Origin of the sequence: Psychrobacter urativorans, assembly GCF_904846675.1 — a bacterium.
Classification (GTDB): domain Bacteria; phylum Pseudomonadota; class Gammaproteobacteria; order Pseudomonadales; family Moraxellaceae; genus Psychrobacter; species Psychrobacter urativorans_B.
Genome location: NZ_CAJHBT010000002.1, coordinates 42,525 through 68,343, shown reverse-complemented (window position 1 = coordinate 68,343; position 25,819 = coordinate 42,525). Strand labels below are relative to the sequence as shown.

The 25,819-nt window shown below is 43.5% G+C and carries 23 protein-coding genes; 6 read left to right on the top strand and 17 right to left on the bottom strand.

Annotated elements, in window-relative coordinates; translation table 11 throughout:
- Positions 1 to 13 precede the first annotated feature (13 nt).
- Positions 14 to 616: a LysE/ArgO family amino acid transporter gene (locus tag JMY06_RS01665; RefSeq protein ID WP_201527675.1), complete on the top strand. Its 603-nt coding sequence runs from the start codon at positions 14 to 16 to the stop codon at positions 614 to 616.
- Positions 617 to 729: 113 nt separating this feature from the next.
- On the opposite strand, the gene JMY06_RS01660 is transcribed toward JMY06_RS01665, so the two are convergent.
- Together JMY06_RS01660 and JMY06_RS01655 are read right to left on the bottom strand one after the other, a co-directional pair.
- Complete coding sequence (locus JMY06_RS01660) at positions 730 to 2,109, bottom strand: NAD(P)-binding domain-containing protein (protein ID WP_265087856.1); 1,380 nt, start codon at positions 2,107 to 2,109, stop codon at positions 730 to 732.
- 354 nt (positions 2,110 to 2,463) lie between these two features.
- Positions 2,464 to 3,105 (bottom strand): MarC family protein, encoded by a 642-nt coding sequence (locus JMY06_RS01655; protein ID WP_201527711.1) that lies wholly within the window; start codon positions 3,103 to 3,105, stop codon positions 2,464 to 2,466.
- A gap of 411 nt (positions 3,106 to 3,516) precedes the next feature.
- On the opposite strand from JMY06_RS01655, the gene JMY06_RS11980 reads away from it, so the two are divergent.
- Positions 3,517 to 3,585 (top strand): hypothetical protein, encoded by a 69-nt coding sequence (locus JMY06_RS11980; protein ID WP_413786263.1) that lies wholly within the window; start codon positions 3,517 to 3,519, stop codon positions 3,583 to 3,585.
- Between the two features lie 207 nt (positions 3,586 to 3,792).
- Positions 3,793 to 4,704, top strand: a complete 912-nt coding sequence (locus tag JMY06_RS01640; RefSeq protein WP_201527674.1) for a lysine exporter LysO family protein — start codon at positions 3,793 to 3,795, stop codon at positions 4,702 to 4,704.
- Positions 4,705 to 4,749: 45 nt separating this feature from the next.
- On the opposite strand, the gene JMY06_RS01635 is transcribed toward JMY06_RS01640, so the two are convergent.
- From JMY06_RS01635 to JMY06_RS01620, 4 genes are all read right to left on the bottom strand, one after another.
- Positions 4,750 to 4,929, bottom strand: coding sequence for a hypothetical protein (locus JMY06_RS01635; protein WP_201615677.1), 180 nt, complete (start codon positions 4,927 to 4,929; stop codon positions 4,750 to 4,752).
- Positions 4,911 to 5,480, bottom strand: a complete 570-nt coding sequence (locus JMY06_RS01630) for a hypothetical protein (protein WP_201615676.1) — start codon at positions 5,478 to 5,480, stop codon at positions 4,911 to 4,913. Before JMY06_RS01630 ends, JMY06_RS01635 begins: the two co-directional genes overlap by 19 nt.
- A gap of 51 nt (positions 5,481 to 5,531) precedes the next feature.
- Positions 5,532 to 6,854: an FAD-dependent oxidoreductase gene (locus tag JMY06_RS01625; RefSeq protein WP_201615675.1), complete on the bottom strand. Its 1,323-nt coding sequence runs from the start codon at positions 6,852 to 6,854 to the stop codon at positions 5,532 to 5,534.
- Positions 6,855 to 6,947: 93 nt separating this feature from the next.
- A complete protein-coding gene (locus tag JMY06_RS01620; protein ID WP_201615674.1) occupies positions 6,948 to 8,285 on the bottom strand; it encodes an FAD-dependent monooxygenase in 1,338 nt (445 codons plus the stop codon).
- A gap of 577 nt (positions 8,286 to 8,862) precedes the next feature.
- On the opposite strand from JMY06_RS01620, the gene JMY06_RS01615 reads away from it, so the two are divergent.
- Positions 8,863 to 9,984: a PhoH family protein gene (locus tag JMY06_RS01615; protein ID WP_201615882.1), complete on the top strand. Its 1,122-nt coding sequence runs from the start codon at positions 8,863 to 8,865 to the stop codon at positions 9,982 to 9,984.
- 136 nt (positions 9,985 to 10,120) lie between these two features.
- Here the strand turns inward: JMY06_RS01615 and JMY06_RS01610 are convergent, their stop codons facing one another.
- Positions 10,121 to 10,774 carry a glutathione S-transferase family protein gene (locus JMY06_RS01610; RefSeq protein ID WP_201615673.1) on the bottom strand — a complete coding sequence of 218 codons (654 nt, stop codon included), beginning with the start codon at positions 10,772 to 10,774 and terminating at the stop codon, positions 10,121 to 10,123.
- Between the two features lie 319 nt (positions 10,775 to 11,093).
- On the opposite strand from JMY06_RS01610, the gene ybeY reads away from it, so the two are divergent.
- Complete coding sequence (gene ybeY / locus JMY06_RS01605; RefSeq protein ID WP_201527665.1) at positions 11,094 to 11,693, top strand: rRNA maturation RNase YbeY; 600 nt, start codon at positions 11,094 to 11,096, stop codon at positions 11,691 to 11,693.
- Positions 11,694 to 11,779: 86 nt separating this feature from the next.
- On the opposite strand, the gene JMY06_RS01600 is transcribed toward ybeY, so the two are convergent.
- Positions 11,780 to 12,658, bottom strand: a complete 879-nt coding sequence (locus JMY06_RS01600; RefSeq protein ID WP_201615881.1) for a mechanosensitive ion channel family protein — start codon at positions 12,656 to 12,658, stop codon at positions 11,780 to 11,782.
- Between the two features lie 351 nt (positions 12,659 to 13,009).
- Here JMY06_RS01600 and JMY06_RS01595 point away from each other — a divergent pair, with 351 nt between their 5' ends.
- The gene (locus JMY06_RS01595) at positions 13,010 to 13,792 is read left to right on the top strand and encodes a hypothetical protein (protein ID WP_201615672.1); all 783 of its coding nucleotides are present in this window, start codon (positions 13,010 to 13,012) and stop codon (positions 13,790 to 13,792) included.
- A 93-nt stretch (positions 13,793 to 13,885) separates the two neighbouring features.
- Here the strand turns inward: JMY06_RS01595 and JMY06_RS01590 are convergent, their stop codons facing one another.
- The 9 genes from JMY06_RS01590 to nuoG all read right to left on the bottom strand — a co-directional run bounded on the left by JMY06_RS01590 (position 13,886) and on the right by nuoG (position 25,816).
- Positions 13,886 to 14,746 carry a ferredoxin--NADP reductase gene (locus JMY06_RS01590; RefSeq protein WP_201615671.1) on the bottom strand — a complete coding sequence of 287 codons (861 nt, stop codon included), beginning with the start codon at positions 14,744 to 14,746 and terminating at the stop codon, positions 13,886 to 13,888.
- A 201-nt stretch (positions 14,747 to 14,947) separates the two neighbouring features.
- Positions 14,948 to 16,426, bottom strand: a complete 1,479-nt coding sequence (locus JMY06_RS01585; RefSeq protein WP_201615670.1) for an NADH-quinone oxidoreductase subunit N — start codon at positions 16,424 to 16,426, stop codon at positions 14,948 to 14,950.
- Positions 16,427 to 16,429: 3 nt separating this feature from the next.
- On the bottom strand, positions 16,430 to 18,064 hold the full coding sequence (nuoM, locus tag JMY06_RS01580; protein WP_201615669.1) for an NADH-quinone oxidoreductase subunit M: 1,635 nt from the start codon (positions 18,062 to 18,064) through the stop codon (positions 16,430 to 16,432).
- 1 nt (position 18,065) lies between these two features.
- Positions 18,066 to 19,940, bottom strand: coding sequence for an NADH-quinone oxidoreductase subunit L (gene nuoL, locus JMY06_RS01575; protein WP_201615668.1), 1,875 nt, complete (start codon positions 19,938 to 19,940; stop codon positions 18,066 to 18,068).
- A 4-nt stretch (positions 19,941 to 19,944) separates the two neighbouring features.
- Positions 19,945 to 20,253 (bottom strand): NADH-quinone oxidoreductase subunit NuoK, encoded by a 309-nt coding sequence (nuoK, locus tag JMY06_RS01570; protein WP_201527706.1) that lies wholly within the window; start codon positions 20,251 to 20,253, stop codon positions 19,945 to 19,947.
- Between the two features lie 98 nt (positions 20,254 to 20,351).
- Positions 20,352 to 21,047: an NADH-quinone oxidoreductase subunit J gene (gene nuoJ / locus JMY06_RS01565; RefSeq protein ID WP_201527657.1), complete on the bottom strand. Its 696-nt coding sequence runs from the start codon at positions 21,045 to 21,047 to the stop codon at positions 20,352 to 20,354.
- A complete protein-coding gene (nuoI, locus tag JMY06_RS01560; protein ID WP_201527656.1) occupies positions 21,047 to 21,595 on the bottom strand; it encodes an NADH-quinone oxidoreductase subunit NuoI in 549 nt (182 codons plus the stop codon). The genes nuoJ and nuoI overlap by 1 nt, the downstream gene beginning before the upstream one ends.
- Before the next feature lie 44 nt (positions 21,596 to 21,639).
- Positions 21,640 to 22,635 (bottom strand): NADH-quinone oxidoreductase subunit NuoH, encoded by a 996-nt coding sequence (gene nuoH, locus JMY06_RS01555; protein WP_201615879.1) that lies wholly within the window; start codon positions 22,633 to 22,635, stop codon positions 21,640 to 21,642.
- Between the two features lie 49 nt (positions 22,636 to 22,684).
- Positions 22,685 to 25,816: an NADH-quinone oxidoreductase subunit NuoG gene (gene nuoG / locus JMY06_RS01550; protein ID WP_201615667.1), complete on the bottom strand. Its 3,132-nt coding sequence runs from the start codon at positions 25,814 to 25,816 to the stop codon at positions 22,685 to 22,687.
- Positions 25,817 to 25,819: the final 3 nt, after the last annotated feature.

Here is a 25,819-nt window from a genome sequence, read left to right as displayed (position 1 = left end):
AAAAGCACACATTATGCATGCTACTGATTATTTTTCTGGTCTATTACTAGGACTATCGCTGATTCTAGCGATTGGCTCACAAAATGCTTTTGTCCTCAAGCAAGGAATTAAACGCGAGCATATTTTTATTATCTGTCTGTTTTGCGCGGTCAGTGATGCATTACTTATATCGGCGGGTGTGGCAGGATTTGGAGCAGTAACTTCTCAATACCCGCAACTGGTTACTATTGCCAAGCTCACAGGGGTGGTATTTTTGCTTGGCTACGGTTTACAAAGCTTATATGCCAGCGTGCGCTTATCGCATACATTAACTGCTGAGGGACAAGTGGTTACTAGCTTAAAAAAAGCCTTATTGTTATGTTTTGGCTTTACATGGCTGAATCCGCACGTTTATTTAGATACTTTAGTACTGGTAGGAATGGTATCAACCGGTGCGAGCAGCAAACTGGTCTTCGCTAGCGGCGCAGTCAGTGCCTCATTTTTATTCTTTTTTGCATTAGGCTATGGTGCGTGGTTACTAAAACCAATATTTGCACAGCCAAAAGCATGGAATATATTGGATGCCTTAGTAGGCTTATTGATGTTGTACTTAGCATGGCATCTATACCAAAGCTGATATCAGAACTAATACTAAAGCTAAGATAGGCATAAGCATAAGCATAAGCAAAAAAGCCAAACACGCATAGCATACGTGTTTGGCTTAATAAAATAATGATTATATATTGATAATTAACTGGCTTTCTTTATTTTACTTTTCACAAATGATAAGTTTAAATAGTGCTCTAACGAATCATCAAGAACGCTTAACCAAGGCACTGGCAATTCAGGCGCTAAAGTACCTGTTAAAGTAGAACGATAAGCTTTTTCTCTAAAGCCCATAATATCTGCGACTTTATCCTTTTGCCACTCCTTAAAAATATCCCCCTGCTTCTCAACCGCAAACTCTGGATAATCTGTGGCATTGGTCAAATCACGAATATAGCTCGCTTGGAACTCAATTGAATGGTTGACGCTACTAAGTTGCTCGTGACGCGCGAGCCATTGCTGCTCATCTTGTTCGCGTGCCACTAACTCAGGTAATTGAATGTCATCTAGGATGACATCCCGCACGTACCATGCTTGCGCATCAAACATATTAAAGGTGAAGTACTGGTCCTGCATACCTAAATAAATTAGCTTGGGATTAGGCTGCCAGAATATACCTTTATATAAATTGGCTGGGTACAAGCAATTATGGGTTTGTAGACGTAACTCATCAGGCAAGAATGGGAAATGGAATAAATAACCCGTGCACATAATGATAGCGTCATAAATTTGACTAGTACCATCTGCAAAGTGCGCGACATCGCCTTCAAAGTGGGTCAGTAATGGCACCTCTTTGATACCCTCGGGCCAGTCATAACCAAGCGCCTTACTTCGATAGCTAATGGTGACTGACTTAGTACCATACTTATAGCACTGTGTACCAATATCTTCTGCTGAATAGCTGCTACCCACCAATAAAATGTCTTGATCTTGGAACTCTAAAGCATCGCGGAAGTCATGGGCATGCAGAACGCGACCAGAAAATTCTTCTAAGCCTTCAAAATAAGGCATATTCGGGGTTGAGAAGTGACCAGTAGCCACGACGACATAATCAAACTCGTCGGTCTCTTGCTCACCGGTTTTATGGTTCATGACCGTAACTGTGAATTTTTGGGTTTCATCATCAAAGGTAACCCAGCGTACAGGGCACTCAAAGCGAATATATTTGCGCACATCTTGCTTATCAATTCGACCCATGATGTAGTCTTTTAAGACTTCACGCGGGGGATATGACGGAATAGGTTGACCAAAATGCTCTTCAAACGAATAATCTGCAAACTCTAAGCATTCTTTTGGGCCGTTCGACCACAAATAGCGATACATGCTGCCATGTACCGGCTCACCATTTCTATCGAGACCAGTGCGCCAGGTATAATTCCACATACCGCCGATATCATTTTGTTTCTCATAACAAACTATTTCCGGCAAGTTTTTAACACCTGCTAAACGGGCGGCTTCAAAAGCACGCAATTGTGCCAAACCGCTTGGACCTGCACCTAAAATAGCAATCTGTTGCTTAATCAATATCATCTCCTGCTGAAAATAAAGAGGTTTTACTATAACATATTTTCATGAATGCTGTTTAGAAGGGAGACTTTTGGTGATTGATAGGACTGCGGAGACACTCTAGTTAAGGCGTTTTGATTGATAAAATATGGTTGAAAGCTACCAGAATTGAGAGGCTAACATATAGCCATGGTTATAGGTCAGCCTTCCTGTTTTGTCATATTTTTTATATAAGAGGAGTGTCATAAGCTGCTTAATTTTTAAGCAGCCAAAATTTTGATGAGAAGTGCTGATAGAGTGATAAATTTTGGGTGTGATAATCCAATATAGTTCTAGCAAATATAATTCTAGCAAGAGGTACTAAGAAAACCTTTACATCAAATTAGGAAACAACGTACGCAGAGCGGTGACGATAATCTCGATAGAAACTGCCGCTAGTAGCATACCCATAATTCGGCTCATAATATTGAGTCCGGTATCACCCAGCAAACGGCTGATACGCCCTGCTGCCATTAAGGCTAGATAACAAAAAATACTAATCAGCAAACCGGCGATAAGTACCGCAGACACGCGAAGTATGCCAGAGATTTGTGAAGAATAAATAATCACTGTCGAGATACCGCCAGGACCAATCATCATCGGAATAGCGAGCGGTACCACCGCTGCGGCCGTGGTTGGCGGGTTATGCTGTACATGATCGACGTCGAAGTTTTCTTGATCCGGTTTGACCGGATTACCATCACCATTCATCATATTAATAGCAATTAAAAACACTAAAATCCCGCCAGCCATCTGAAACGAGCCGATAGAGATACCCAGTATGTTGAGCATTGACTCGCCTACCACCGTAAAAAAGCTGATGGTGATAAAAATGGTCAGACAGGAAATACGGGCAACTTTACGTCGATTATGCATCGAGTAGCCACGGGTTAAATCCAAAAATAGCGTCAGGGCGCTAAACGGATTAATCAGCACCATAAAAGCTAAGATAATTTTGATAATTTCAGTATCCACTGAACGCTCACTTTTCCATCGGCAAAAAGATAAGGCCATCGTGCGTGTGCAGCGATGACCCAATAGGCGGTTAGCAGCGGCATTGTATCATAGGCGGATAACCTAATTAAATCATTAACTTCACCTGATTTTTGGGCGTTGCAATATCAACTAATTCAAAGCTCAAAAACGATGATCAAGCGATCGTTAAACTATTAAATAATGATACTTTTAAGGCTACTGAAGCCATCAAAACTAAGAGCTGAAATCAAGCCCAATGTCTAACGCGGTGGTACTGATAAAATCAACGCCGTTTGTGCGACGGCTTGGACACTCTCAGGCGTAATGCCACCTGAGGCTTCTGTCTTCACCTGCCCTTGACATAGTGCCGCGACACTCGATAAGCTGGCGTACTTTCAACTATCCGGACAGTTGCAGTTAGCGACGCTAATAGCTCAATCGGCTTATCAACGCTGTAAAAGTCGCGGAGGTCATTATTGAAAATATTATCCTGATTTAGCAGATAAGCCTTTGATAAGTGCCATTGAGCCGTCAATAAATAAGCCAGCTGAAGCAGACAAAACGACTGGCGTAATAGATTGCTTATATTCGCCTCTTCTAACGATGAATTTTGCCTAGCCATTCCAGATTTTATATCTTGTTATGTTACAATCGCCGGTTTAGTAAAAAATTTACGAGCCTGCCCTCATGCAAAGCCTAGTCACCCTTGTTTTAGTCTTAATGCCGCTATTTATTGGCTTTGTTATTCCTAGCAACCCAAAGCTAACTAAGTTTGCGGATAAAGGCTTGTCTTATCTGATCTTTATTATCTTAACCCTCATCGGTATTGAGCTGTCGCAAGTCGAAGAATTAGGCAGTCAGCTGGGAGAGATTGCGCTTTATGTGACGGTATTATCGATATTGACTATCGGTACAGGGTTACTTGCGCTGATGCTGTTTGATCATCTGCACCCGTGGCATGCCAAAAAGCCAAGCGCTAAGTCTCAGCAGCACCGCGTTAGTATTCGTGGCAGTTTAGTTCAAGTTATTTGTGTGGTACTCGGCTTTATCATCGGGCACTTCTTGCCAGCCGCTTATATGCCACATGACACCACTATGACAATTATGCTGATGCTGTTAATACTGCTAGTTGGTATTGGTCTAAAAGGCTCAGGCATCACGCTTAAAGAAGTGCTGCTGAATAAACGTGGTGTGGAGATGAGTATTATCTTTACGCTATCGGTATTGGTTGGTGGGCTAATATTTGCGCTGTTGTTTACGGATGTCTCATGGACGAAAGGGCTAGCACTGGCTTCAGGATTTGGGTGGTATTCGCTATCGGCTATCGTTATGACCGATGCTTATGGGGCGATTTGGGGAAGTGTGGCACTCTTTAATGACTTGATACGCGAGTTTTTTGCACTGATTTTTATTCCGGTATTTATGCGCCAGTATCCATCGGCAGCGGTAGGACTTGGCGGTGCAACGAGCATGGACTTTACGTTACCGATTATTCAGCAGTCAGGCGGCCTAAAAGTTGTGCCGCTGGCTATTAGTTTTGGCTTTATTATTAATATTGTCTCGCCGGTGCTGATGGTGGTGTTTTCGGCTTTAGGGTGATGCGTAAATTTAATATTTGATAATAATTAACCATCATTTATACCGCTATTCAAACTTGTCACAGCGCTTTGCGTATTCACCATATTTTCTTGTATAAGATACATATTCAAGATCCATTAAGTCATTCACTTCAGTGCTTGCCATCAAAGTTACGCGGCTGTCTTTTGACTCAACATTTTTGAGAGTGAGCACTTCAAAGTTACGGTCTAAAGCGTCTGTATCCATAGCAAGATATTGTTTGAGCAATCATAAGTATGGATACGCTCAGAAGCAATATTATGTTCTAGTACCAACATATTTTTGACAATAAGTGCCCGATTACGCGGTAAAGACTCGAAACCAAAGGTCGCTAAAGAGTCTTTATTAGTTTCATTTGATGCGACATGACCAAAAATAAAAACAGTGGCGTCTGGATATTCATTAAGTTTTTCTTCAATTTTTGCAAATTCTAGATGATAAATAGGGGGTAATTGACTGCTCATCGGTGGGAAAAACCCATGAAACTCCATTTCAAGGCCCCCTACATCAACCACTATGGTACAACCTGTGTTATCCACTACAGTATGCAGTGGGGTTCCAGGGCACGCGTCTACATCATCTAAGACGCCATCGCCATCTGAATCAGGAACATCTGGTACTAAAGTGATAATATTTTGATTTCCATAACTTTCACTTTTATAGTTATCAGAACTTTTAGACACAGAGTTTGGCTCAGAAGACGATACCGAAAGAGTCTGACATGCTGATAATGTCAAAGCGCCTGCCATAATTAACATTGTTGTCCATAACTTAGTTTTTATGACTCTTTCCTCATGATGCTTAAACTTTTAAACTCCACTCGCCTGCTTAGCAAACAAACGCATTAGCGGCTTTATTTTGCTAACGCGATACATGCCTTCATTACGAATCTGCTGCACAGGCCGTGATTGTGCCAACTCGCCAGCAAATAACCAGTTTAATGCCGAAAAGCTGTGCATCATCAGACTGTTATGTGGACGGCGCGTACGCTCATAAGTGCGTAAGGTTTGACTCACGCCCCATAAAGTACCGCTACTGCGGGCAAAGTCGTTCTCTAATTGTGCGCTTAACGCTAGGACATCAAGCATCCCGAGGTTTAGCCCTTGCCCTGCTAACGGATGTACGCCATGAGCAGCATCACCAATCAATACTAAATTGTCAGCGATATAGCTTTTCGCCTGCTGCGCAGCTAATGGGAAGCTGGCGATAGATTCAATCTGACTAATAGCACCAAGCTCATAAGTACTAGCAGCCGCCAATTTATCAGCGATAACTCGCGGCGGCTCTTCTATAAGTGCCAAAGCTTGATTGCGCGGTAATGTCCAGACCACAGATTGCCAATGTTGCGGATTGGCCTTATCCTCTACTGTGATATCTGCTAATGGCAATAGCGCTAGCGTACCGGTGGGCAGCATCGCTTGGCGGGCAGTCGCTTGATGCGGTTTGGCGGTTTGAATGGCACAGCAAATCGCGGTCTGGTTATAATCTAAAGTATCCAGCTCAATCCCTGCTTGCTTGCGCACAAACGAGCCGCGACCGTCTGCACCTACCAACAGTGCTGCCTCGATAGCTGCACCATCCTCTAGCGTGACGCGGTAGCCTTGCTGCGCCCCTAACCAATCCATCTCTACGACTTTTTGCCCTGCGATAACGGTCAGATAGCCGCTAACATCTTCTTCCTGCATACGCTGCCACAGCGCATACTCAATAACAAAAGGCTCCACCATACTACCGAGTAGTTTTGGCGAAGAGCTAGCTTGATTAAAATTGTCATTAAAGCCTTTATTACCAAAGCTTTTAGCATCAAGACTTTCGTTACTAAGACCTTCATCACCAAACTTTAGCTCGCCGATACCATTCAGCTGCCAGACCTGCATTTGCGAATAGTCCGCCTTACGCCCTGACTCCACTATCTTTTGCCACGCGCCCACCTCTTTTAATAGGCCAATACTGGCGAGACTGAGCGCATAAACACGCGCATCACGCTGAGCAAGTCTAACTGCCCAATCTGCTTCATTACACTTAGGGCTGGCATCAATCAAAGTGACAGGCCGGTTGGCTTGTGCTAGCTTTAGCGCAAGAGTGGCACCAACAATACCGCCACCGATAATAAGCGTGTGATTGTTTTTCATAATATATCCTTTAATCAGTAAGGGTCACTGCATCGAGTGAGGCCAAAAGCTATCCGCAATATTATTTAATTATTAGCTTTTTATTTTTAAACGCTAAGACTTTAAGCCCATCGCATAATTAGCAACCAATGGCTTAATATTTGGTAATTTATCAAAGGCAACCAAGGCCACATTACGTGCCAGCTTAATCGCAGGATTCGGATGAGTAAAACCATGTACTACCGCATCACAAAAGCGAATGACGCGTTTTTGATCGGTTTGACGTGATTTCTCATAACGTTTTAGCAATTGCGGATCGCCGATGTCGCCACCTTTTAATACTTGCGTACTGAGCATCTGCGCCAATACATGCGCGTCCCGCATACAGAGGTTAAACCCTTGACCCGCCACCGGATGCAAAGTATGCGCGGCATTGCCCATAATGACACAGCGCCCATCAACTTGTTCTTTTGCTAACACTCGCGTCAATGGATAAGCACCGCGACGACCGGCTGTTACAAACTTGCCAGCACGCTGACCAAAGGCTTGCTGTAACGTCTGTAAGAAGTGCGCATCATCCTCTAAATATTGCGTTTCCTCTCCTGTTGGGCAGACCCAAACCACTGAACGCCTAAAACCTGTCTGATAATCATCATTGCCATCACCTTCTGGATCGATCAGCGGCAATACTGCCAGTGGTCCTGCGGGGCTAAAGCGCTCAATCGCCACGTGCTCATGCGGCTTATCGGTCTCCACTACCCCAACAATAGCCGTTTGCTCATAATCATAAGTGGTTATGCCAATATTGAGTAGCTGGCGCACGGTAGAATCGCGTCCATCACAAGCAACCAATACACTGCCTTGCAATTGCTGCTCATGCTCGTTTTCATCATAATAATTAAAAGTGAGCGTCACCCCATCTGTCTGTTGATCAATACTAGTGACCGCCGCATTGTCTATTAAGGTAATCAGCGACTCATGTTGCGCGGCTAATAACAGCTTACGACCCAGCCAAGCATTTTCCATCACTTGCCCAAAGGAGTCGACTTTCTCATCAGTCTTATTCAACTGCGCCCGCCCAAAGCTACCTTGTTCACTAATCTGCACCGCATCAATACGGCAAGCATGACTTTGCAGCTGCGCCCACAACCCAATTTCTTGATAAATCTCTACCGTCCGCCGTGACAAAGCAGTATTGCGGCTGTCTAAATAATGACTGCGTGTCTGATCGTCTTCTGGACCAACAGTTGGATAGCGGTTTTTTTCAAGCAAAGTACTAGCAATGCCATGATGTGCGAGTAATAACGCAAAGGACAAACCGACATGCCCGCCACCAACGATAAGTACCTGCTGATCAGTCACTTGTTGCTTAATCAATAAATCTGAGTTTTCACTTAAATGCTTAGCATCAGTTTTCTCATTATTATTAGCTTTTATATCTGCATTTTTCATGATTATTATTCCTAATATGCTCTGCTTAATGCGCCTTTGATGAGCGCTTTATGATTATTCATAAGATTTAATTATATTGAAAGACTTATCTTTCTGTTACTACTGTAAGGTCAAGGATTAAACACGGCGATAAGTTGACCAATAGATTACCACAAATTGCTCAGAAGTCCGTAACGTCGCGGTATATGCCATATCTATTACCTGCTATTTAGCGCTTAGTTCAGTCATTTGCTATGCTTTTATTTTGCTGTACCATGAATGGAAGATATAGTTACTAGATTAGTATTTACGACTGACTTCGCGATTGCAATCAGCATACAAAAACAGCTTCATCCAGTGCCATGCATTGCTTGAAATTTAAAAACTATCAACCATAATGAAGGTAGTATCTGTGTTTATAATAACTTTATATTAGTAATAACATTAAAAAATGAAGTGCTTTAGCTTTAATCTCTTATTAACCCCCAATTTATATAATTAGCCCCATTAAGAAGGTTGTTTTTATAACTGCAAAGTTATGAGATATGACCATTATTAATAGGGCAATCAATACAAGGATAATCGCTTGACTGACTCCATGAGCCGCCGCATAAAATTCGAATCATTGACCCCAGCCCAACTTAAAACCGTGCTTGGCGAATATAACAAGCACATGAAATATATCCAAGAGCGCCTTAATATCAAAATTAGCCAGCGCCAAGGTGATTTTTGCCTGAGTGGTGATTTGGCAGATGTTGAGCGCGGTGAACACATCATATATAAACTGGTCGATGAAGCTCAAAATACAAAAGACATTACTCCAGAAGAGCTGCACCTCATTATTCAATCGAGCACCTCGCGTGACCAAGATATAGAAGACGATGATGACAGTGACGACGGCAATGTTGATAATAATGTCAATAGTAATGAAAGCGACAATGCAGACGATTTAGACTCAGCTAGTGACTTTACGCCTATAACTCTACGTACACGTAAAGGTAAAATCATTCCACGCGGCGGCAATCAACAGCGCTATGTCAAGAACGTTTTAAACTCTGACGTGTCCTTTGGTATTGGCCCTGCGGGTACCGGTAAGACGTATCTGGCAGTCGCTTGTGCCGTTGATATGATAGAGCGTAATGAGATTGAGCGTATTTTATTAGTGCGACCAGCAGTTGAGGCTGGTGAAAAACTGGGCTTCCTACCGGGGGACTTGACCCAAAAAATTGACCCATATCTTCGTCCATTATATGATGCGCTCTATGAGATGATAGGTTTTGAAAAAGTAGGTAAAATGCTTGAGCGCCAAGAGATTGAAGTGGCACCGCTCGCCTATATGCGCGGACGTACGCTCAATAACTCATTTGTCATCTTAGATGAGGCACAAAACACCACTCCTGAGCAGATGAAGATGTTCCTAACGCGCTTAGGCTTTGGTTCACGTGCAGTAATTACTGGTGACATAACCCAAGTAGATTTGCCGCGTGGTACTAAATCTGGTCTGACCCAAGCGTTAGATATCTTAAGCGGTATTGATGAGATTCATATTACTAAGTTTGATTCAAAAGATGTGGTACGCCATCAATTGGTACAAAAAATCGTCGAAGCTTATGATGTGTTCGACGAGGAGCAAGAGACACTAAAAGTAAAACGCAAACAAGAGCGGATGGCTGAACAAGAACGCAAAGAAGCCATCGCTGAATTTGCAACCAGACTATAACGGACACTATTGAATTCATCATCTTCAACGTTTAGCTTTATATTAAAAAAAACCGGATATGATATCCGGTTTTTTATGGTCTAAATTTACCTACTTTTATAAATTTAACCGTATTATTAACCTCTTCCCATATTTGTTAAAGTGGCACATAATATTCCAAGCTTTCAATACGTTTAAACCAGTCCTTTAGATGCGGATATGCTGACATATCAATTCCGCCTTTATCAGCGACATGGCTATAAGCATACAGACTTATATCAGCCAGACTGACGTTATCCCCTAAGATAAATTGACGATTGCTAAATTGCTTATCTAGATAGCTCAGAGCATCTTGTGCTTTACTAAATTTTCGCTGGTATTCCTCTTGGCGATGCGCAGTCGTATCAGGATGGGTTTTGATAAAACGAATAGGACCAATATTGGCTCTGATTTCATTTTGCTCATACAGTAACCACTGCCACATTTGTGCATAGGGTATCGGGTCAGCTGGAATCAGCCACGAATCATTCGCTAGATAGCGTATGATGGCATTGGACTCTAATAACGTAGTAGACTGATCAGTACTATTAGAGTCGGAGCTGCTTGTATTATTACTTGTATTTATCTGTAACTTTTCTATCTGTAATACTGGTACTTGACCTAAAGGATTGATAGCTAAAAAATCATCTTGTTTATTATCACCAGCGATAATGTCTATTTCTACCCATTTATAATCAAGTGCTAATAATTCGCAAGTTAGCTTTGCTTTGTAGCTATTGCCTGATCGTTTATAACCGTAAAGTGTTAACATCATTTATCCTTATTATAATTTAGCGGCTATAATCCGCTACTGGGTTATTTTTATGAAAATTCATTATTACTAAAAATAGCACTATTAAAAGTAAAATTCACATTTTAATGTGTTTTTTATAATGGTTAGTTATTGGCTTATGACACTCAATATTAGCAGCATTAGTCAACTTCGCTATAGTCAATAAGCAAATCATTCAATAGCTTGCCTGCGTGCTTATTATACCTATTCCCTTATCATACTTACTACAGCGTTCAATACTATAATAGCTCATGAACACTACAACACGAACTTAGGATACATTACGGAGAACAGAATAATGACTCAGTCTAATGATAAAAACGACCATAACAATACCGAACTTGCTGAATTGAACATTAGCGCAGCAGACAGTTTTGATATAGACGGTGCTGATGCCGAGCTATTAAGCACTTTTTACGCCGAAGATATTTTACGACCAACCCTAATGGCAACATTAGACTATATTAATGAGCAACTTAAAGATGGCCTGATGCTACCCTACTTTACTGACGTTGATGATGAGTTATGGGCGCAAAAGCCCAAAGCTTTAGATATTTACATTACTGATAGCATTGAAGGACGGGCGTTAAATCTAGAGGCACGTGGTAAGGATAATCCGACTAATATTTTATCTTATCCAAGCGAGATGCCGGCTAATATTATTGAGCTGATGCCGACATTGCCATTGGGCGAACTGATTATTTGTCATGAAGTGGTGGTGCGTGAAGCCGCTGAGCAAGAAAAAGACGTTGCCCAGCATATTAGCCATTTATTAATTCATGGCGTCCTGCACTTATTTGGCTTTGATCATATGCTTGGACAAGCGGAACAAGACGAAATGGAAAGCTTTGAGATTGATATCTTATCGCGTCTAAAGCTCCCTAATCCCTATCTGTAACCTCAACCTGTAAACCTGATTTTACACCTACTAATCTTTAAGCATGATAGCCTTTAAACCTGATGACCTTTAATCATGTTCAAAAGCTATTCGTCTTTAGTCATGGGCAACTTTTGTGATTGATCCATATTATTTACCAGCATATCCAAACCTTTGACATGAACACTACGCTGCGGGAATGGAATGTCAATTTTATTGTCATCAAGCGCGTATTTAAATTGCTCAAGCAGCTCACACTGCATCGCCCACCAGTCATCATTAGTTGTCCAAACGTTTAAGGTCAAATCAACCGAGTTTTCACCTAAATTGGTCACACGTACAATCGGTGCAGGATCACTAAAAGCGACAGCATTGTCTCTAGCCAAATCTAACATAATGTTTTTAGCGGTTTTGATATCAGCGTCATAGCCAATACGAATAGTGATATCCACGCGGCGACTGGGTAGCGCAGTATAATTGGTAGTTGCTGAAGTGGTAATATCGCTGTTTGGAATGATGATATCATGGTTATTAATGGTGGTCAGATGGGTGTTGACCAAAGTAATCTCAGTGACAGTGCCGGTAAAGGTTTTAATCTGTACATAGTCGCCGCGTACAAACGGACGAAAGGTCACAATCATAATCCCAGCCGCGAAGTTTGACAGCTGATCTTTTAATGAGAGGCCAATCGCAACAGCCGCGCCGCCTAAGATTGCCACCACCGAAGTCGTATGCACGCCGACTTGATTCAGCGCCGCTAAGGCCACAATCACCAATAAGATTCCGTACAGCAAGCGGCCTAAAAAGCTAGCAACAGTATCATCTATACGGCTACGTACCATAATACGGTTGGTAACAGTAACTGCTTTTTTGGCCAGCCAGCGGCCCACTATAAATATAAACAGCGCCAAGATAACTTTAAATAATAGCGTTAAAGCGCTATCCGTCAATGTGGCTATATCGATGGTAAAACCTAAAAAATCCATACCCATTCTTCACTCTATATCTTTTATAAATGTATGTTTGACGCAAGATTTATAGCAATAAACTATCAATGGCGCGGTTTTTCTCAATACCTTATTAGTACTGCGTTATTAGTATAGTTAGGTTATTTGCTACAATACGGGCGCATCAGTTTTGCACCATGCTATTTTGCTATATACTATTTTTATTACCTATATTGCAATTAACTATTTTGTAACCTGCAAACCTTATAACATACTAATTTTATAACTACTCAATTAGTGACTTACTTTGCCATATCAGTCTTTATAAAGGCTGCCCTTTATTATGGGCGCTAACCAAATATATTATAATCAAACATAAGGATAATAAGTTTGAGCAACTTTGATAATACCGATAACTTCGATAATTTTTCGGATAATATTGACTTCCATTCTAACGAGTCCTTTAGCGATGGTTGGGAAAGCCTAACCCACGCCATCAAAAAACTCTATAACAAAACCACTGATAAGCTTGATGACGAGCTGGCATTACCGGTACCGCAAAAGTATGTTAATGATGCGCTACAGAAATTCGTCACTGATAATGTGAAGTCTATCTTAGAGCTGCGTGTCGAGCTACATGACGAATGGCTTCGCTTATATTGTACGATTAACGTTGCAGGTATTTATCTGGAAGTCGCCAGTAACTTTAGTCTCGTTCATCTTCAACTCGATCGCAACGTACAGCGCTTTGTCTTTGGTCAGCTGACTTATACGGATGTGCTCAATTTACGCTGCGAATCCTTTATGAAGCGCCAAGGCATTAAACTTGCTATTTGGTTCTATCATAGCGTACTCAAAAAAGACCCATTGGGCGCTATCTTAACCTATATTAATATCGCCCGCGCCAAAGACGACATCATTTATCTAGATATTCATCGCTGGCTGAAAAAGAACCAAAAAATAATGAGCACCCTGCATAAAGTGCAAGTGAATTATAGCGAGGTCGAAGAAGAACAACTCATCCTCAAGACCCAGGTTAATTACCGTGACTTATTAGGTGGCAGTAGTGGCGAAGATATCATTAATGACGATGATAGTGACAATAATGAGCCCAAATTGATGAAAGGTCCTATCAATCCGTTGGAGGATGCAACTGAACCTAGCCAAGAATAACGAGCAGTTATAAACTATTAAATTTCATTATTTTAAAGCAATATGCCGCTACCTTACATTGATAGAGTCGCGGCGTTTTTTATTGGGCTTAATTTACCAGTAATTTTCTACGGCAATATTACCCTCGCCGCGTCGATTCATCACCAAGCCCAATTTTTTGAGCGCTTCTTTGGTATCTTCTACCATGTCAGGATTACCGCATAGCATCGTATGGGTGCTATCAATATCTAACGCAATACCTGCGTGTTTTTGTAGGGTCCCGTCTAATAATAACTTAGGTAAGCGCTCTGTCAATGCGCCCGCAACTGGATCACGAGTCACAATAGGGATAAAAATCAGCTGTGCTGGAGTATCCACCAAGCTACCAAAATCGTCTTGGAGCTGTTTAATCTTATCGACATAGGCCAGCTCTTCAAATGAGCGGGCGCTGTATGCCAGCACAATATGCTCATAGTCTTCCCATGTTTGCAGGTCTTGCAGCATCGATAAAAATGGTGCTAAGCCCGTGCCGGTAGCCAATAACCACAAGTCTTTTGGGTGCGGTTTTTGATAACGCGCTAAGGTTAAAAATCCAAATGGCAGGGTATTAAGCAACAGCTCATCACCAACTTGTAAATGCTGCAATTGCGAGGTAAATGCGCCATTAGGAATGACGATAGAGAAGAATTCTATCGTCTCATCGAAGGGCGATGAGACGATAGAATAAGCGCGAAAGATGTCTTCATCAGGTGCAGACTCTGACGCTTGATTTCTTTCTTCGCCTTGTTGCTCTTCTTTGGTCTGTTGCTGTTTGCTTTGTTGATAGTATTGCAGCTTACTGGGGTTAACCCCTAAACGTACGAATTGCCCAGCAGTAAATTTGAAGCTATCGGGACGGCTGACCGTAAAGCTAAATAAACTAGGCGTCCAGGTAGTTTTGCTGAGCACTTTTACGGTTTGAATATTGTCACTCATAAGAAATCACTTATAATTTTATTAGGCATTATTTTTTGATAAAAAGGCTATTATTTGTCAGAACAAGCTATTAAATATTTATTAGCAAGACAAACAAAAAAGATGCGCCAAGCTTATCATAAACGAGGCGCATCTTGTTTTTCTATAAGTAACGGCAGAAGCTTAACCTGCTGGCACTTATCGTATTTTATAACGCTCACGTTACCAAATACGTGCCATGCTTGACCAAACAATTAAGCTATTAGGCAACACTCCGAAGAAGACGATAACCGCAGTGACCGCAATCACCATGAGACCGCCCATACGAATACCCCACTGCCCTGCAACGTCAAACTCAATAAACTCTTTTGGACGCTTAAATAACGTTAACATCACCCGTAGATAATAGAACAGACCAATCGCACTACCTAATATAATCATGGCAGCTAAGAACCAATGAGTGCCTTGAACCGCCGCCAAGATCGCAAACAGCTTAGTAATGAAACCTGCCGTTAACGGTATACCTGCTAATGATAACATCATAATAGTCATCGCTGCAGTGAGTATCGGACGACGCCAAAACAACCCTTGATAATGTATCAGCTCGCCCGCTTCACCAGATAAACGATAAGGGCTCGACATCAAGGTCACAACCCCGAAAGCACCGATAGAGGTAAAGGCATAAACCGCCATATACATGCTAGAGATACTATCAGCGGCTGACCCAATGCTCACAATGATAATCAACACATAACCCATATGAGCAATAGAGGAATAACCGAGTAAGCGTTTCAAGTTGGTTTGACGTACCGCCAATAAGTTACCGACAAGAATAGATAAGGTCGCCATTACCATCAGCAGCATTTGTACCGATGGCAATGCCAACAGCGCGGTATCAATTAAGAAACGGACAGCCAGTGCCATCATCGCCACTTTAGTGACTGAGGCTAAATAAGTGGCAACAGGCGCAGGCGCTCCTTCATAAACGTCAGGTGTCCAAGTATGAAAAGGCGCTGCTGACAATTTAAAGGCAATCCCAAACATCATCATCGCTGCGCCTAATATCAATAGCGGCGACTCAAACATACTCCCTAGCTGAAGACTGATCTGCTTAAAGCCTAATGAGCCAACTTGCGCGTAAATAAATGCCATACCCATCAATAAAGTCGCTGACGCAGTCGCCGACAAGACTAGATACTTAAGCCCCGATTCCAAAGATTTGTTACGCAAAAAGGTATAAGAAAGCAGACCATATAGCGGTACTGAAAGCAGCTCTAAGCTCATAAAGAATGCGGCTAGATGCTGGGCACTTACCATGAGTAGCGCGCCCGTCGTCGATAGAAGCAGAAGCAAATACAACTCATCTTTATTGTCTTTAAGATTGACCAAATACGCATACGATAGCGTACAACAGGCCAGTGCACAGATAAGAATCACCACCATATTGAACTGGGCGAAATTATCGATGACAAACAGCTGCTCAGCTTGTGGCAATGCCGAACCGCTACTGATTACGCCGCCTATTTGCCCAAATAAAGTAAACAGAGCGACGTTCAGACCAGCCACTGTAATCGTACCAGTGACGACGTGCGAGCGTTTAATAGTGATAGCAATCATCACTATCAATACGGTAATGACTACCGCAATGATAGGTGCATAAGGCATCAGCCCCATCAAATCATTCATCGTAAATTCATTCATGACTTAACGTGCCTCCATTGCAATTGCATCAAGTAACTGTGACGCATCTACTTGTGTTACCTGATTATAGATATACGCATTATTAATCCACTGCATAGCATGGCTTGAGGTATCAAGGAACGGCTGCGGATATAATCCAAGCCATACCAGCCCAATTGCTAACACGAGCAACAATGATATCTCGCGCTTGCCCAAGTCTTTTAGTGGACGCTCAGGTAAACCATGTGATTTAGTCTCGTGCATAGCCACTTCTTTAATATTATTAGCACCGAATAGCGCACGATGAATCAAGATTAGTGAGTACAACCCTGCCAATACTAAACTGAAGGTTGCAAACACCACAAATACTGGATAATCAGCAAACGAGCCTAGTAAAATCATGAATTCGCCGATGAAGTTACCGGTACCAGGAATACCTAACAAGGCTGCACAGAAGAACATTAATATCGGTGCATAATAGCGAAACTGCCCCCACATACCGCCCATCAAAGTCAGATCGCGAGTATGTAGACGCTCATATAATTGTCCTGCCATGATGAACAGTGCCGCTGAACTTAAACCATGCGCGAGCATCTGAATCATCAAGCCTTGCAAACTTAACAAGGTTCCAGCATAAATGGCCAATACTACAAAGCCCATATGCGAGATACTGGTATAAGCAAGCAAACGCTTCATATCCGTCTGCATAAAGGCCAGCCATGCCCCGTAAAAGATACCAATCGTTCCTAAAGTCATGGCAATCGGCGCAAACTCTTGTGAGGCTGCGGGAAATAACGGTAATACAAAGCGAATCAAACCATAAGCCGCAGTCTTAATTAATACGCCTGCCAAATCCACCGAACCTGCCGTTGGTGCTTGCGCATGCGCATCTGGCAACCAACCGTGGAATGGAATAATAGGCAACTTGACGGCAAAGCCAATAAAGAAGCACAGCATGATCGGAAATTCCCAGCCGCCAAGTGGCGTACCGAGCAAGTCATTATAATTGAAGCTAACCGCACCGCGATAAGAATAGCTAATAATAACCAGTACCAAAATACCGGCGAGCATAATAAGCCCAGAAGCTTGGGTATAAAGGAAGAATTTGGTCGCCGCATATTCTTTGGTCTTGCCACCGACCACATCATGACCCCAAATAGCGATCAAGAAGTAAATAGGAACCAGCATCATCTCCCAAAAGAAGAAGAATAAGAACATATCGATGGCTAAAAAGACGCCTATAACCCCGCCTAAGCTCCACAAAAGGTTTAAATGGAAGAAGCCTACGCGACGTTGAATCTCATTCCAAGAACACGCCACTGCCGCCACACCTAACAGTCCGGTTAAGCCAACCATCAGTAACGACAAACCATCCATCGCCAAGTGAAAGCTAATACCAAAGCTAGGTATCCACGGCACCGCAAACTCAGCGACCCACGGCACAGCAGACTCAGGCGCAATGACCTGTGTGCTCATGCCAGAGAAGTCGCCGACATACCATAGCATTATCGACAGCGCAAAAGTCAAGATCATGCCGATTAAAGCAATCCAGCGCGGCAGACGTTTATTAACCCGCTCAACCAACCAACATAGCAATCCGGCAATAAACGGTATTGCAATCAATGCTGGCAGCATCCACGTTTGTTGTAAGTCTATCATCTTATACCACCGTCATCATTACCAGCACCAACAGTACAGCGACACCCAAGCCAAAGCTTGCAGCATAGCCTCGAAGCGACCCAGTTTGCGTTGCAGACAAAGCTTTATTGCCCACTGACGCCAGCATTGGCAATATATTCCAAGTCTTATCAACAGGGTCGGCTTTGAATAAGCGGCCAATGAATAAAAAGGGTTTTACAAAAACTAAATCGTATAGCGCATCGAAGCCCATGCCGTTATAGCACCAATAATATAGCGCGCCGCCGATTCGCGACTGCTTAAAGCTTGTGAGCATTCGACCTTTATTCACTACATATAATAGTGCCGCTAATACTAAACCTGCTAGCATCGCACCCATGGCGATAAACTCAGCGGTATGTTTACCATCTGCTTGATTCGCCACTTCTAATAAATGACCAACGCTTTCTGGCAATACACCTTGTAATGGCGGTGTGATAAATGCGCCCACTGCTGTTGATAGCACCAATAGCACGCTAAGTGGCAACCAATACGACACGCCAGATAGCTTATGCGCTGGTGTTTTTTCTACACCAAAAAAGACAATCCAAATCATACGGAAAGTATAGAGTGCCGTTAAGAAAGCACCGAATACACCCATATAAAATAAGACTTGGTGACCCGTAGCATAAGTTTCCCAAAGAATCGCTTCTTTTGAGTAAAAACCAACGGTAACCCAAGGTATCGCAGCAAGCGCGCCGCCACCGACAACATAACACCAAAATACCAAGGGGATCTTCTTACGCAAACCACCCATCTTAAAGATATTTTGCTCATGATGCACTGCCAGAATGACCGCACCTGACGATAAGAATAACAAGGCTTTAAAGAAGGCATGAGCCATCAGATGGAAGATAGCCCCTTGCCAAGCGCCAACGCCCAATGCTAAGAACATATAGCCAATTTGACTCATGGTCGAATAGGCTAAAATACGCTTGATATCGGTCTGAGCCAACGCACAGAGTCCACCGATTGTCAAAGTTAAAGCACCAACGGCACCAACCCAATATAGCAATACGCCAGGGGTCAGTAAAAATAACGGATGCATGCGAGCGATTAAATAGACGCCTGCCGTTACCATAGTCGCCGCATGAATCAATGCTGATACTGGCGTTGGACCTGCCATCGCATCCGCTAACCACGTATGTAATGGCAATTGTGCTGATTTGCCCATCGCGCCGCCCACCAACATCATGGTGGTCAGAATCATTGTTGGGTTATTAACGTCGAACACTTCAGGAGCGCGGGTGATAATCTCTTGAATATTAAGCGTACCGAACTCACGGAACAACAAGAACAGCCCGAATGCTAAAAACACATCACCAACACGCGTGACCGTAAAAGCTTTCATCGCAGCACGGCCATTGGCACGGTCTTGGAAGTAAAAACCAATGAGCAAATAAGAGCAGATGCCAACGCCTTCCCAACCGAGATATAACAATAATAAATTATCGCCCAATACGAGTAATAGCATACTGGCGACGAATAAATTCATATAACTAAAGAAGCGCGCAAAACCTGACTCACCCTTCATATACCAAGCGGCAAATAGATGAATCAAAAAGCCAATGCCAGTGATAACACCGATCATCGTTAGCGCCAAGCCATCGAAACTTAGACCAAAGCTTGGCGCAAAATCGCCGACTTGAAACCAAGTCCATAGCGGCATCTCTACCACCGTCCCTGCCGGATAGGTTGTTAAAAAAGTAAAGCTAGCAGCCAGCGTGCACAGTGCAGATAGCAACATGCTACCCACACCAACAAACGCAGCTGCTTGTTCAGTTAACCGATCACGCATAAAGGCTAAAATCAAAAAGCCAATGAGCGGGAGTATAAAGGTTAATGGTAATAAACTCATGACATCATCCTTTCATCTCATTGGCGCTATCGACATCGAGATGCCCACGCTTATGATAAAACTGCAATAATATTGCTAGACCAATGGAGGCCTCAGCCGCCGCTAAGGTCAAAATAAAGATAAACATAATCTGTCCATCTGGATCTAACCAACGACTGCCTGCCACCACAAATGCTAATGCTGCCGCATTCATCATGATCTCAAGACTCATCAACATGAATAAAAAGTTACGTCGTACCATGACGCCGCACAGACCAATGGTAAATAAAATACCTGCCAATATTAATCCGTGGCTCATAGGTATCATACCCAATACATTCTGCGCCTCAGCGACTGGCTGTACTAAGCCCGCCACCTCGTGGGAAAATGGCACATTTGACACCTCTTGTGCCACACTTACTGCTTGTACCATCAGTCTGACTCCTTGCGCACATCTCGCTGCGTACCCACATAATCATGGGGATCGACATCTTCATATTCATAAGGCTTAGCCATTTCGACCGCATCAGTCACATCTGCATTATCATATTCTATAATAGTACCAGCGCTTGGGCCCAAGTTTTGGCTATCGTTACCGATAATCTCATTATCGATAGACTCTTTACCCAAATGGTAAGCGGCGACTAAGGCAGCTAGCAATAGTAATGCAGCCACTTCAACCAACATAATATACTTACTAAATAGCGCCATACCGACCGCTTTTGCAGGGATAGTCACGCCGCCAATAACAGCGGTCTCATCATGATTGAGTCCAATCATCGCATAGAGCACCACCGCAATCACAATCGTTAGACCAGTTGGCACCGCCCATGTTCTAGCATCTAGCCAACGCTCTTCTCGCGCCTCATTCGCCATGCCTAAATTGAGCATCATGATCACAAACACGAACAATATCAGAATAGCACCAGCGTATACGACAATCTCAAGTGCCCCAGCAAATGGCGCACCAATCACAAACATGATGCCAGAAACGGCCAATAGCGATACAATCATCGATAGGATAGCATGGACAGGATTGGCATGGATAACGACTCGCAAACTGGCAAATATAGCCACTGCTGCTAGTGCATAAAACCCAACCAAATCAGGATGATTCATAAAATCCATCACGGCAGCAAGCTCCTTAGATCTATCGGTGCAGCTTCATTTTGTCCGCTACCTTTTGGTTTATCTGCTAACGCCATACCGGATACGCGATAATAGTTATAATCAGGATATTTACCAGGCCCTGAGATGAGCAGGTGCTCTTTCTCATAGACTAAGTCTTGACGCACATATTCACCCATCTCAAAATCAGGAGTCATCTGAATAGCTGTCGTTGGACACGCCTCTTCACAAAACCCGCAAAAAATACAGCGTGAGAAGTTAATACGGAAAAACTCCGGATACCAGCGCCCATCTTCACGCTCGGCCTTTTGCAGAGAGATACAGGCCACCGGACATGCTACGGCACATAAGTTACAAGCAACGCAGCGCTCATCTCCATCAGGATCACGGGACAAGATAATACGCCCGCGAAACCGTGGCGGCACTGGGACCGGTACTTCAGGATACAAAATAGTATCACGCGGTCTTATCGCGTGGCTATTGACCATCCACATGCTGCGAACAATGGTAAACATACCAATGACAGTCTTTTTTATCGTAGTAAACATGGGATTATTATCCTTATCAGCATTACTCTAGATCTTCCGCGATCTTACAGCGTTGGAGAAAAAATCAAAATGACCGCAGCGGTAATCAACAGATTAATCAAGGTCACCGGTAGACAAACTTTCCAGCCAAAATTCATCACCTGATCATAGCGTGGACGGATCAATGAGCCCCGTGCCAAAATAAACATGGTCATAAAGAAAAGTGTCTTAATCATGAACCAAAAAGCAGGCGGAACAAACGGAATATTTAAGTTAAAAGGTGCCAGCCAGCCACCAAAGAACAGGCAAGTCATCAACGCTGAAATTAATACGACGTTGACATATTCACCAATAAAGAACATACCGAATTTCATGCCGGAATATTCGACATGATACCCTTCAGCAAGCTCTTGCTCTGCTTCTGGTTGGTCAAATGGGTGTCTATGCGTTACCGCGACCCCTGCTACCACAAAGGCTAAGAAGCCAAAAAACTGCGGAATGATATACCAACCATTCACCTGCGCCTCGACGATCGCACGCAAGTTAAAAGAGCCCGTTAACGCCACAACGCCCATCAACGATAACCCTAAAAATACTTCATAACTAATAGTTTGCGCTGCTGAACGCAGGCCACCCAACAACGAGAACTTGTTCGCTGATGCCCAACCGCCGAACATTACTGCATAGACCGCGATTCCTGCCATCGCAAAGAAGAACAAAATACCAATATCCCAATCTGCGACGCCAAGGCTTGGCGATACTGGAATGATGGCAAAAGAGGCTAAGGCAGTAAACATCGCGACCGCTGGTGCGAGAGTAAAAATAAACTTATCAGTAAATTTCGGCGTCCAATCTTCTTTGAAGAAGATTTTAAGCATATCAGCGACTAATTGCAGAGAACCAAAGGGCCCAACGCGGTTAGGCCCATAACGGTCTTGCCATAAAGCAAGCATCCGGCGTTCATAAACAATCATCAAAGCGGCGACAATGACGACTACCAAAAAGATGACCAGCGCTTGCACGACCATAAAAAAGATTGACCAAGTATCGAAAGTCATCATACTGGCCAAAAAGCTTGGCACATCAGGAATAATACGAGTAAATGACATATTACACCTCCTGTGTGGTGGTCGGCGCAGTAGCGGCGCTGTTGTCAATATTCGAATCCGCTAGCAAAATACTATCGTCCGCCATGGCATCAGATATTTTTATAGCAGTTACTGGCGCATCCACTTTACGTACCGATGCTGGCAATGAGGGATGGATAATGCTCACCTGTCCAACCGGATAGCCGATACAGCCTTCTGCTAAATAATGTACCAATTGCACAGGCAAAGTAATTTGCTGCTTATCAACCTCAATGGCTAAATAGTCACCATCAGCAATATTCCAATCTTGCGCATCATCAATACCGACACGCCAAGTAGCAATTGGTAATTGCCCAGCAACGATAGGGCTACGCGACGCCATCATTGAACTGGCATAGATATTATAAATAGGTACTAGCTTCGCCTGCCCTTGCTGCATATCAGTCGTATTCAAAGAGGTCGCTTCTGGCGCGACATATTGACGCTGCATTAAGCGCTCTAGCTGATCAAATAAACGCACACCCGGATCGCCATTCTTTAGACTACCACCGACTTTATCTTGATATTTATTCCACGCTTGTGGTGAGTTCCAACCGGCAGAAGACGCAAACGGTATCATCGAGCTTGGCGTCTGTTTACCGCTATAGCCTTCCATTGAAAAGGTTAAAGCCGTATCCCAGTCTTTTGGCTGCATGGGTTCATGTACTGACATTTGCGCACGCATCGCGGTACGACCTGAGTAGCGTCGCGGCTCACGGGCAATCTTGAGACCGGTAATGCGATAATCGGCATCGGGCGCAGCGTCTTTAATACCGGCAAGCTTAGGATGCGTCGCTATCAAAGCGTTAATCACATCATCAAGTTGCGTCCAATCTACAGGTTTACCCATTAAGCTGTTATGAACAGCGTGCAACCAACGCCAGCCTTCTTTAATACTGCTGAGCGGATGAAAATAGTTGTTATCATAGACTTGGAAGAAACGCTGAGCACGTCCTTCAGCGGATACTAAGGTACCGTCAGCTTCTGCAAAGCTTGCTGCTGGTAGGACAATATCGACATCTTTATGCCAATCCAATGATTGATGATCAAGAGCGATAACTGTTTTGTCTGCTAATAGCTGGGTCAGCTTCTGAGCATCAATAGCATCAGTCAGCTGGTTTTCCGCAACCACTACCACGTCGAAATCAGTTGCTAGTAGCTCTTCTACCGAATGACCACCAAGCAGGCATACACCCATACTATTGGCATCGGGGACGGTCAGATAAATACCAGCTTGGGCGCGGTAATTATCATTTGCTTCTTTAAGCTGAAGCTCGGTTGCTGGCTTACGCTCAACGTCGTCTTGCTCATCTTTATTGGTACCAGTCTCAGGCTTGGCAGGTTTCGCTGCTAACTCTTTGTCATCAACAGGCTGCGCGGTTGCTGCTCGTTCTTCAGCTGCCCGAACTTTAGCATTATGAGTCTCAACTTGCTCATGTTCAGTGGCTTTGATGGCTGCCCGTTTTTGACTCAATGCTTGCGTAACTTGAGCAGCTGATTCGATTAAAGCAGTAGACGATAAGCTAGTGCCTGATATGATTAGTGGTTGATCTGCTTGCACTAAATCATAAGCAATTTGCTGTGCTAACGTTTGCATCGGATCAATTTCTTGGTCTGACTGCCCTTGACCTAACTGTTCTTGTCCTGAGTCGGCTGGTGTCGCTTGCGATTCTTCTGGATTAACAATTTGCGCTAAATCATCCGCTAAATTTGCAATCTCATCGGCGACTTTAAAGCCCAACTTAGTAATATCTTCAGGGGTCGCCACACAGCTAACTTTACTGATGTCATCAAGCTTAGTCTGGGTAACGTCAATAATATAAACGGGACTGAGCGCGCCTTGAGAGATACGTTGTAAAGGTTCTGCGAGCCAGACTTGCGTCTTAAGCGCAGTAGCCATTTTGACCGCTTCATTTTTCGCTGATTGGCGCACCGACAATGCTACCCGAGCCGAGGTTTGGGTAATATCTTCACCCAAAATCAATACAGCATCATGACCTTCGATATCAGTTAGATTGGGGTTGTAAATACCTTCAGTACTTAAAACTTCGATGCACTTATTCACCAGCGCTTGTTGCTGATGATTCAAACCAGTTGAGAAATTATCAAAGCCAACCAGGTTTTTTAAGGCAAAGTTGGTCTCAAGGCTGGCACGTGGAGAGCCGATACCGATGACATTCTTATCTTGTAAACGTTTAATAGTTTCATCGAGTGCATAATTGATATTAATCTTCACATGCTTGTTGTTAATAAGCTCAAGCGCTTGAGTTGGGCGGTCGTCACGGTTGACATAGCCGTAACCAAAGCGTCCACGGTCACATAAGAAGTAACGGTTCACTTCACCGTTATAACGATTTTCAATACGGCGCAATTCACCATAACGTTCACCAGGTGAGATATTACAACCGGCAGAGCAACCATGACAAATGCTTGGTGCATATTGCATGTCCCATTTACGGTTATAACGCTCAGAATGGGTTTTATCGGTAAACACACCAGTTGGGCAAACTTCGGTTAAGTTACCCGAAAACTCACTTTCAAACTGCCCGTCTTTATCACGGCCGAAATAAACTCTGTTATTTGAGGAAAAAACGCCCAGATCTTCGCCGCCCGCATAGTCATTATAAAAACGGACACAGCGATAGCAAGCGATACAACGGTTCATCTCATGAGCGATAAATGGCCCAAGCTCTTGGTTGTGATGAGTGCGCTTGGTGAAACGATAGCGGCGGCGGTGATGGCCTGACATATAAGTCATATCTTGTAAATGGCAGTGCCCGCCTTCTTCACACGTGGGGCAATCGTGCGGATGGTTGGTCATTAAGAACTCAACAATCGACTGCCGAAACTCTTTAGCCTCTTTGTCATCGACTGAGATGTACATATCATCGCTTGGCGCGACCATACATGACATTACTAATCTACCGCGACCTGCTTCCATATCTTCTTTGGTTTGATATTGCTTAACCGCGCACTGACGACACGAGCCGACTGAACCTAAGGCGGGATGATAACAAAAATACGGCACATCAATGCCAAGTGACAAACACGCCTGTAGCAAGTTGTCTGCGCTATCTACTTCGACAGTGGTTCCATCAATATGTATGACTGCCATGTC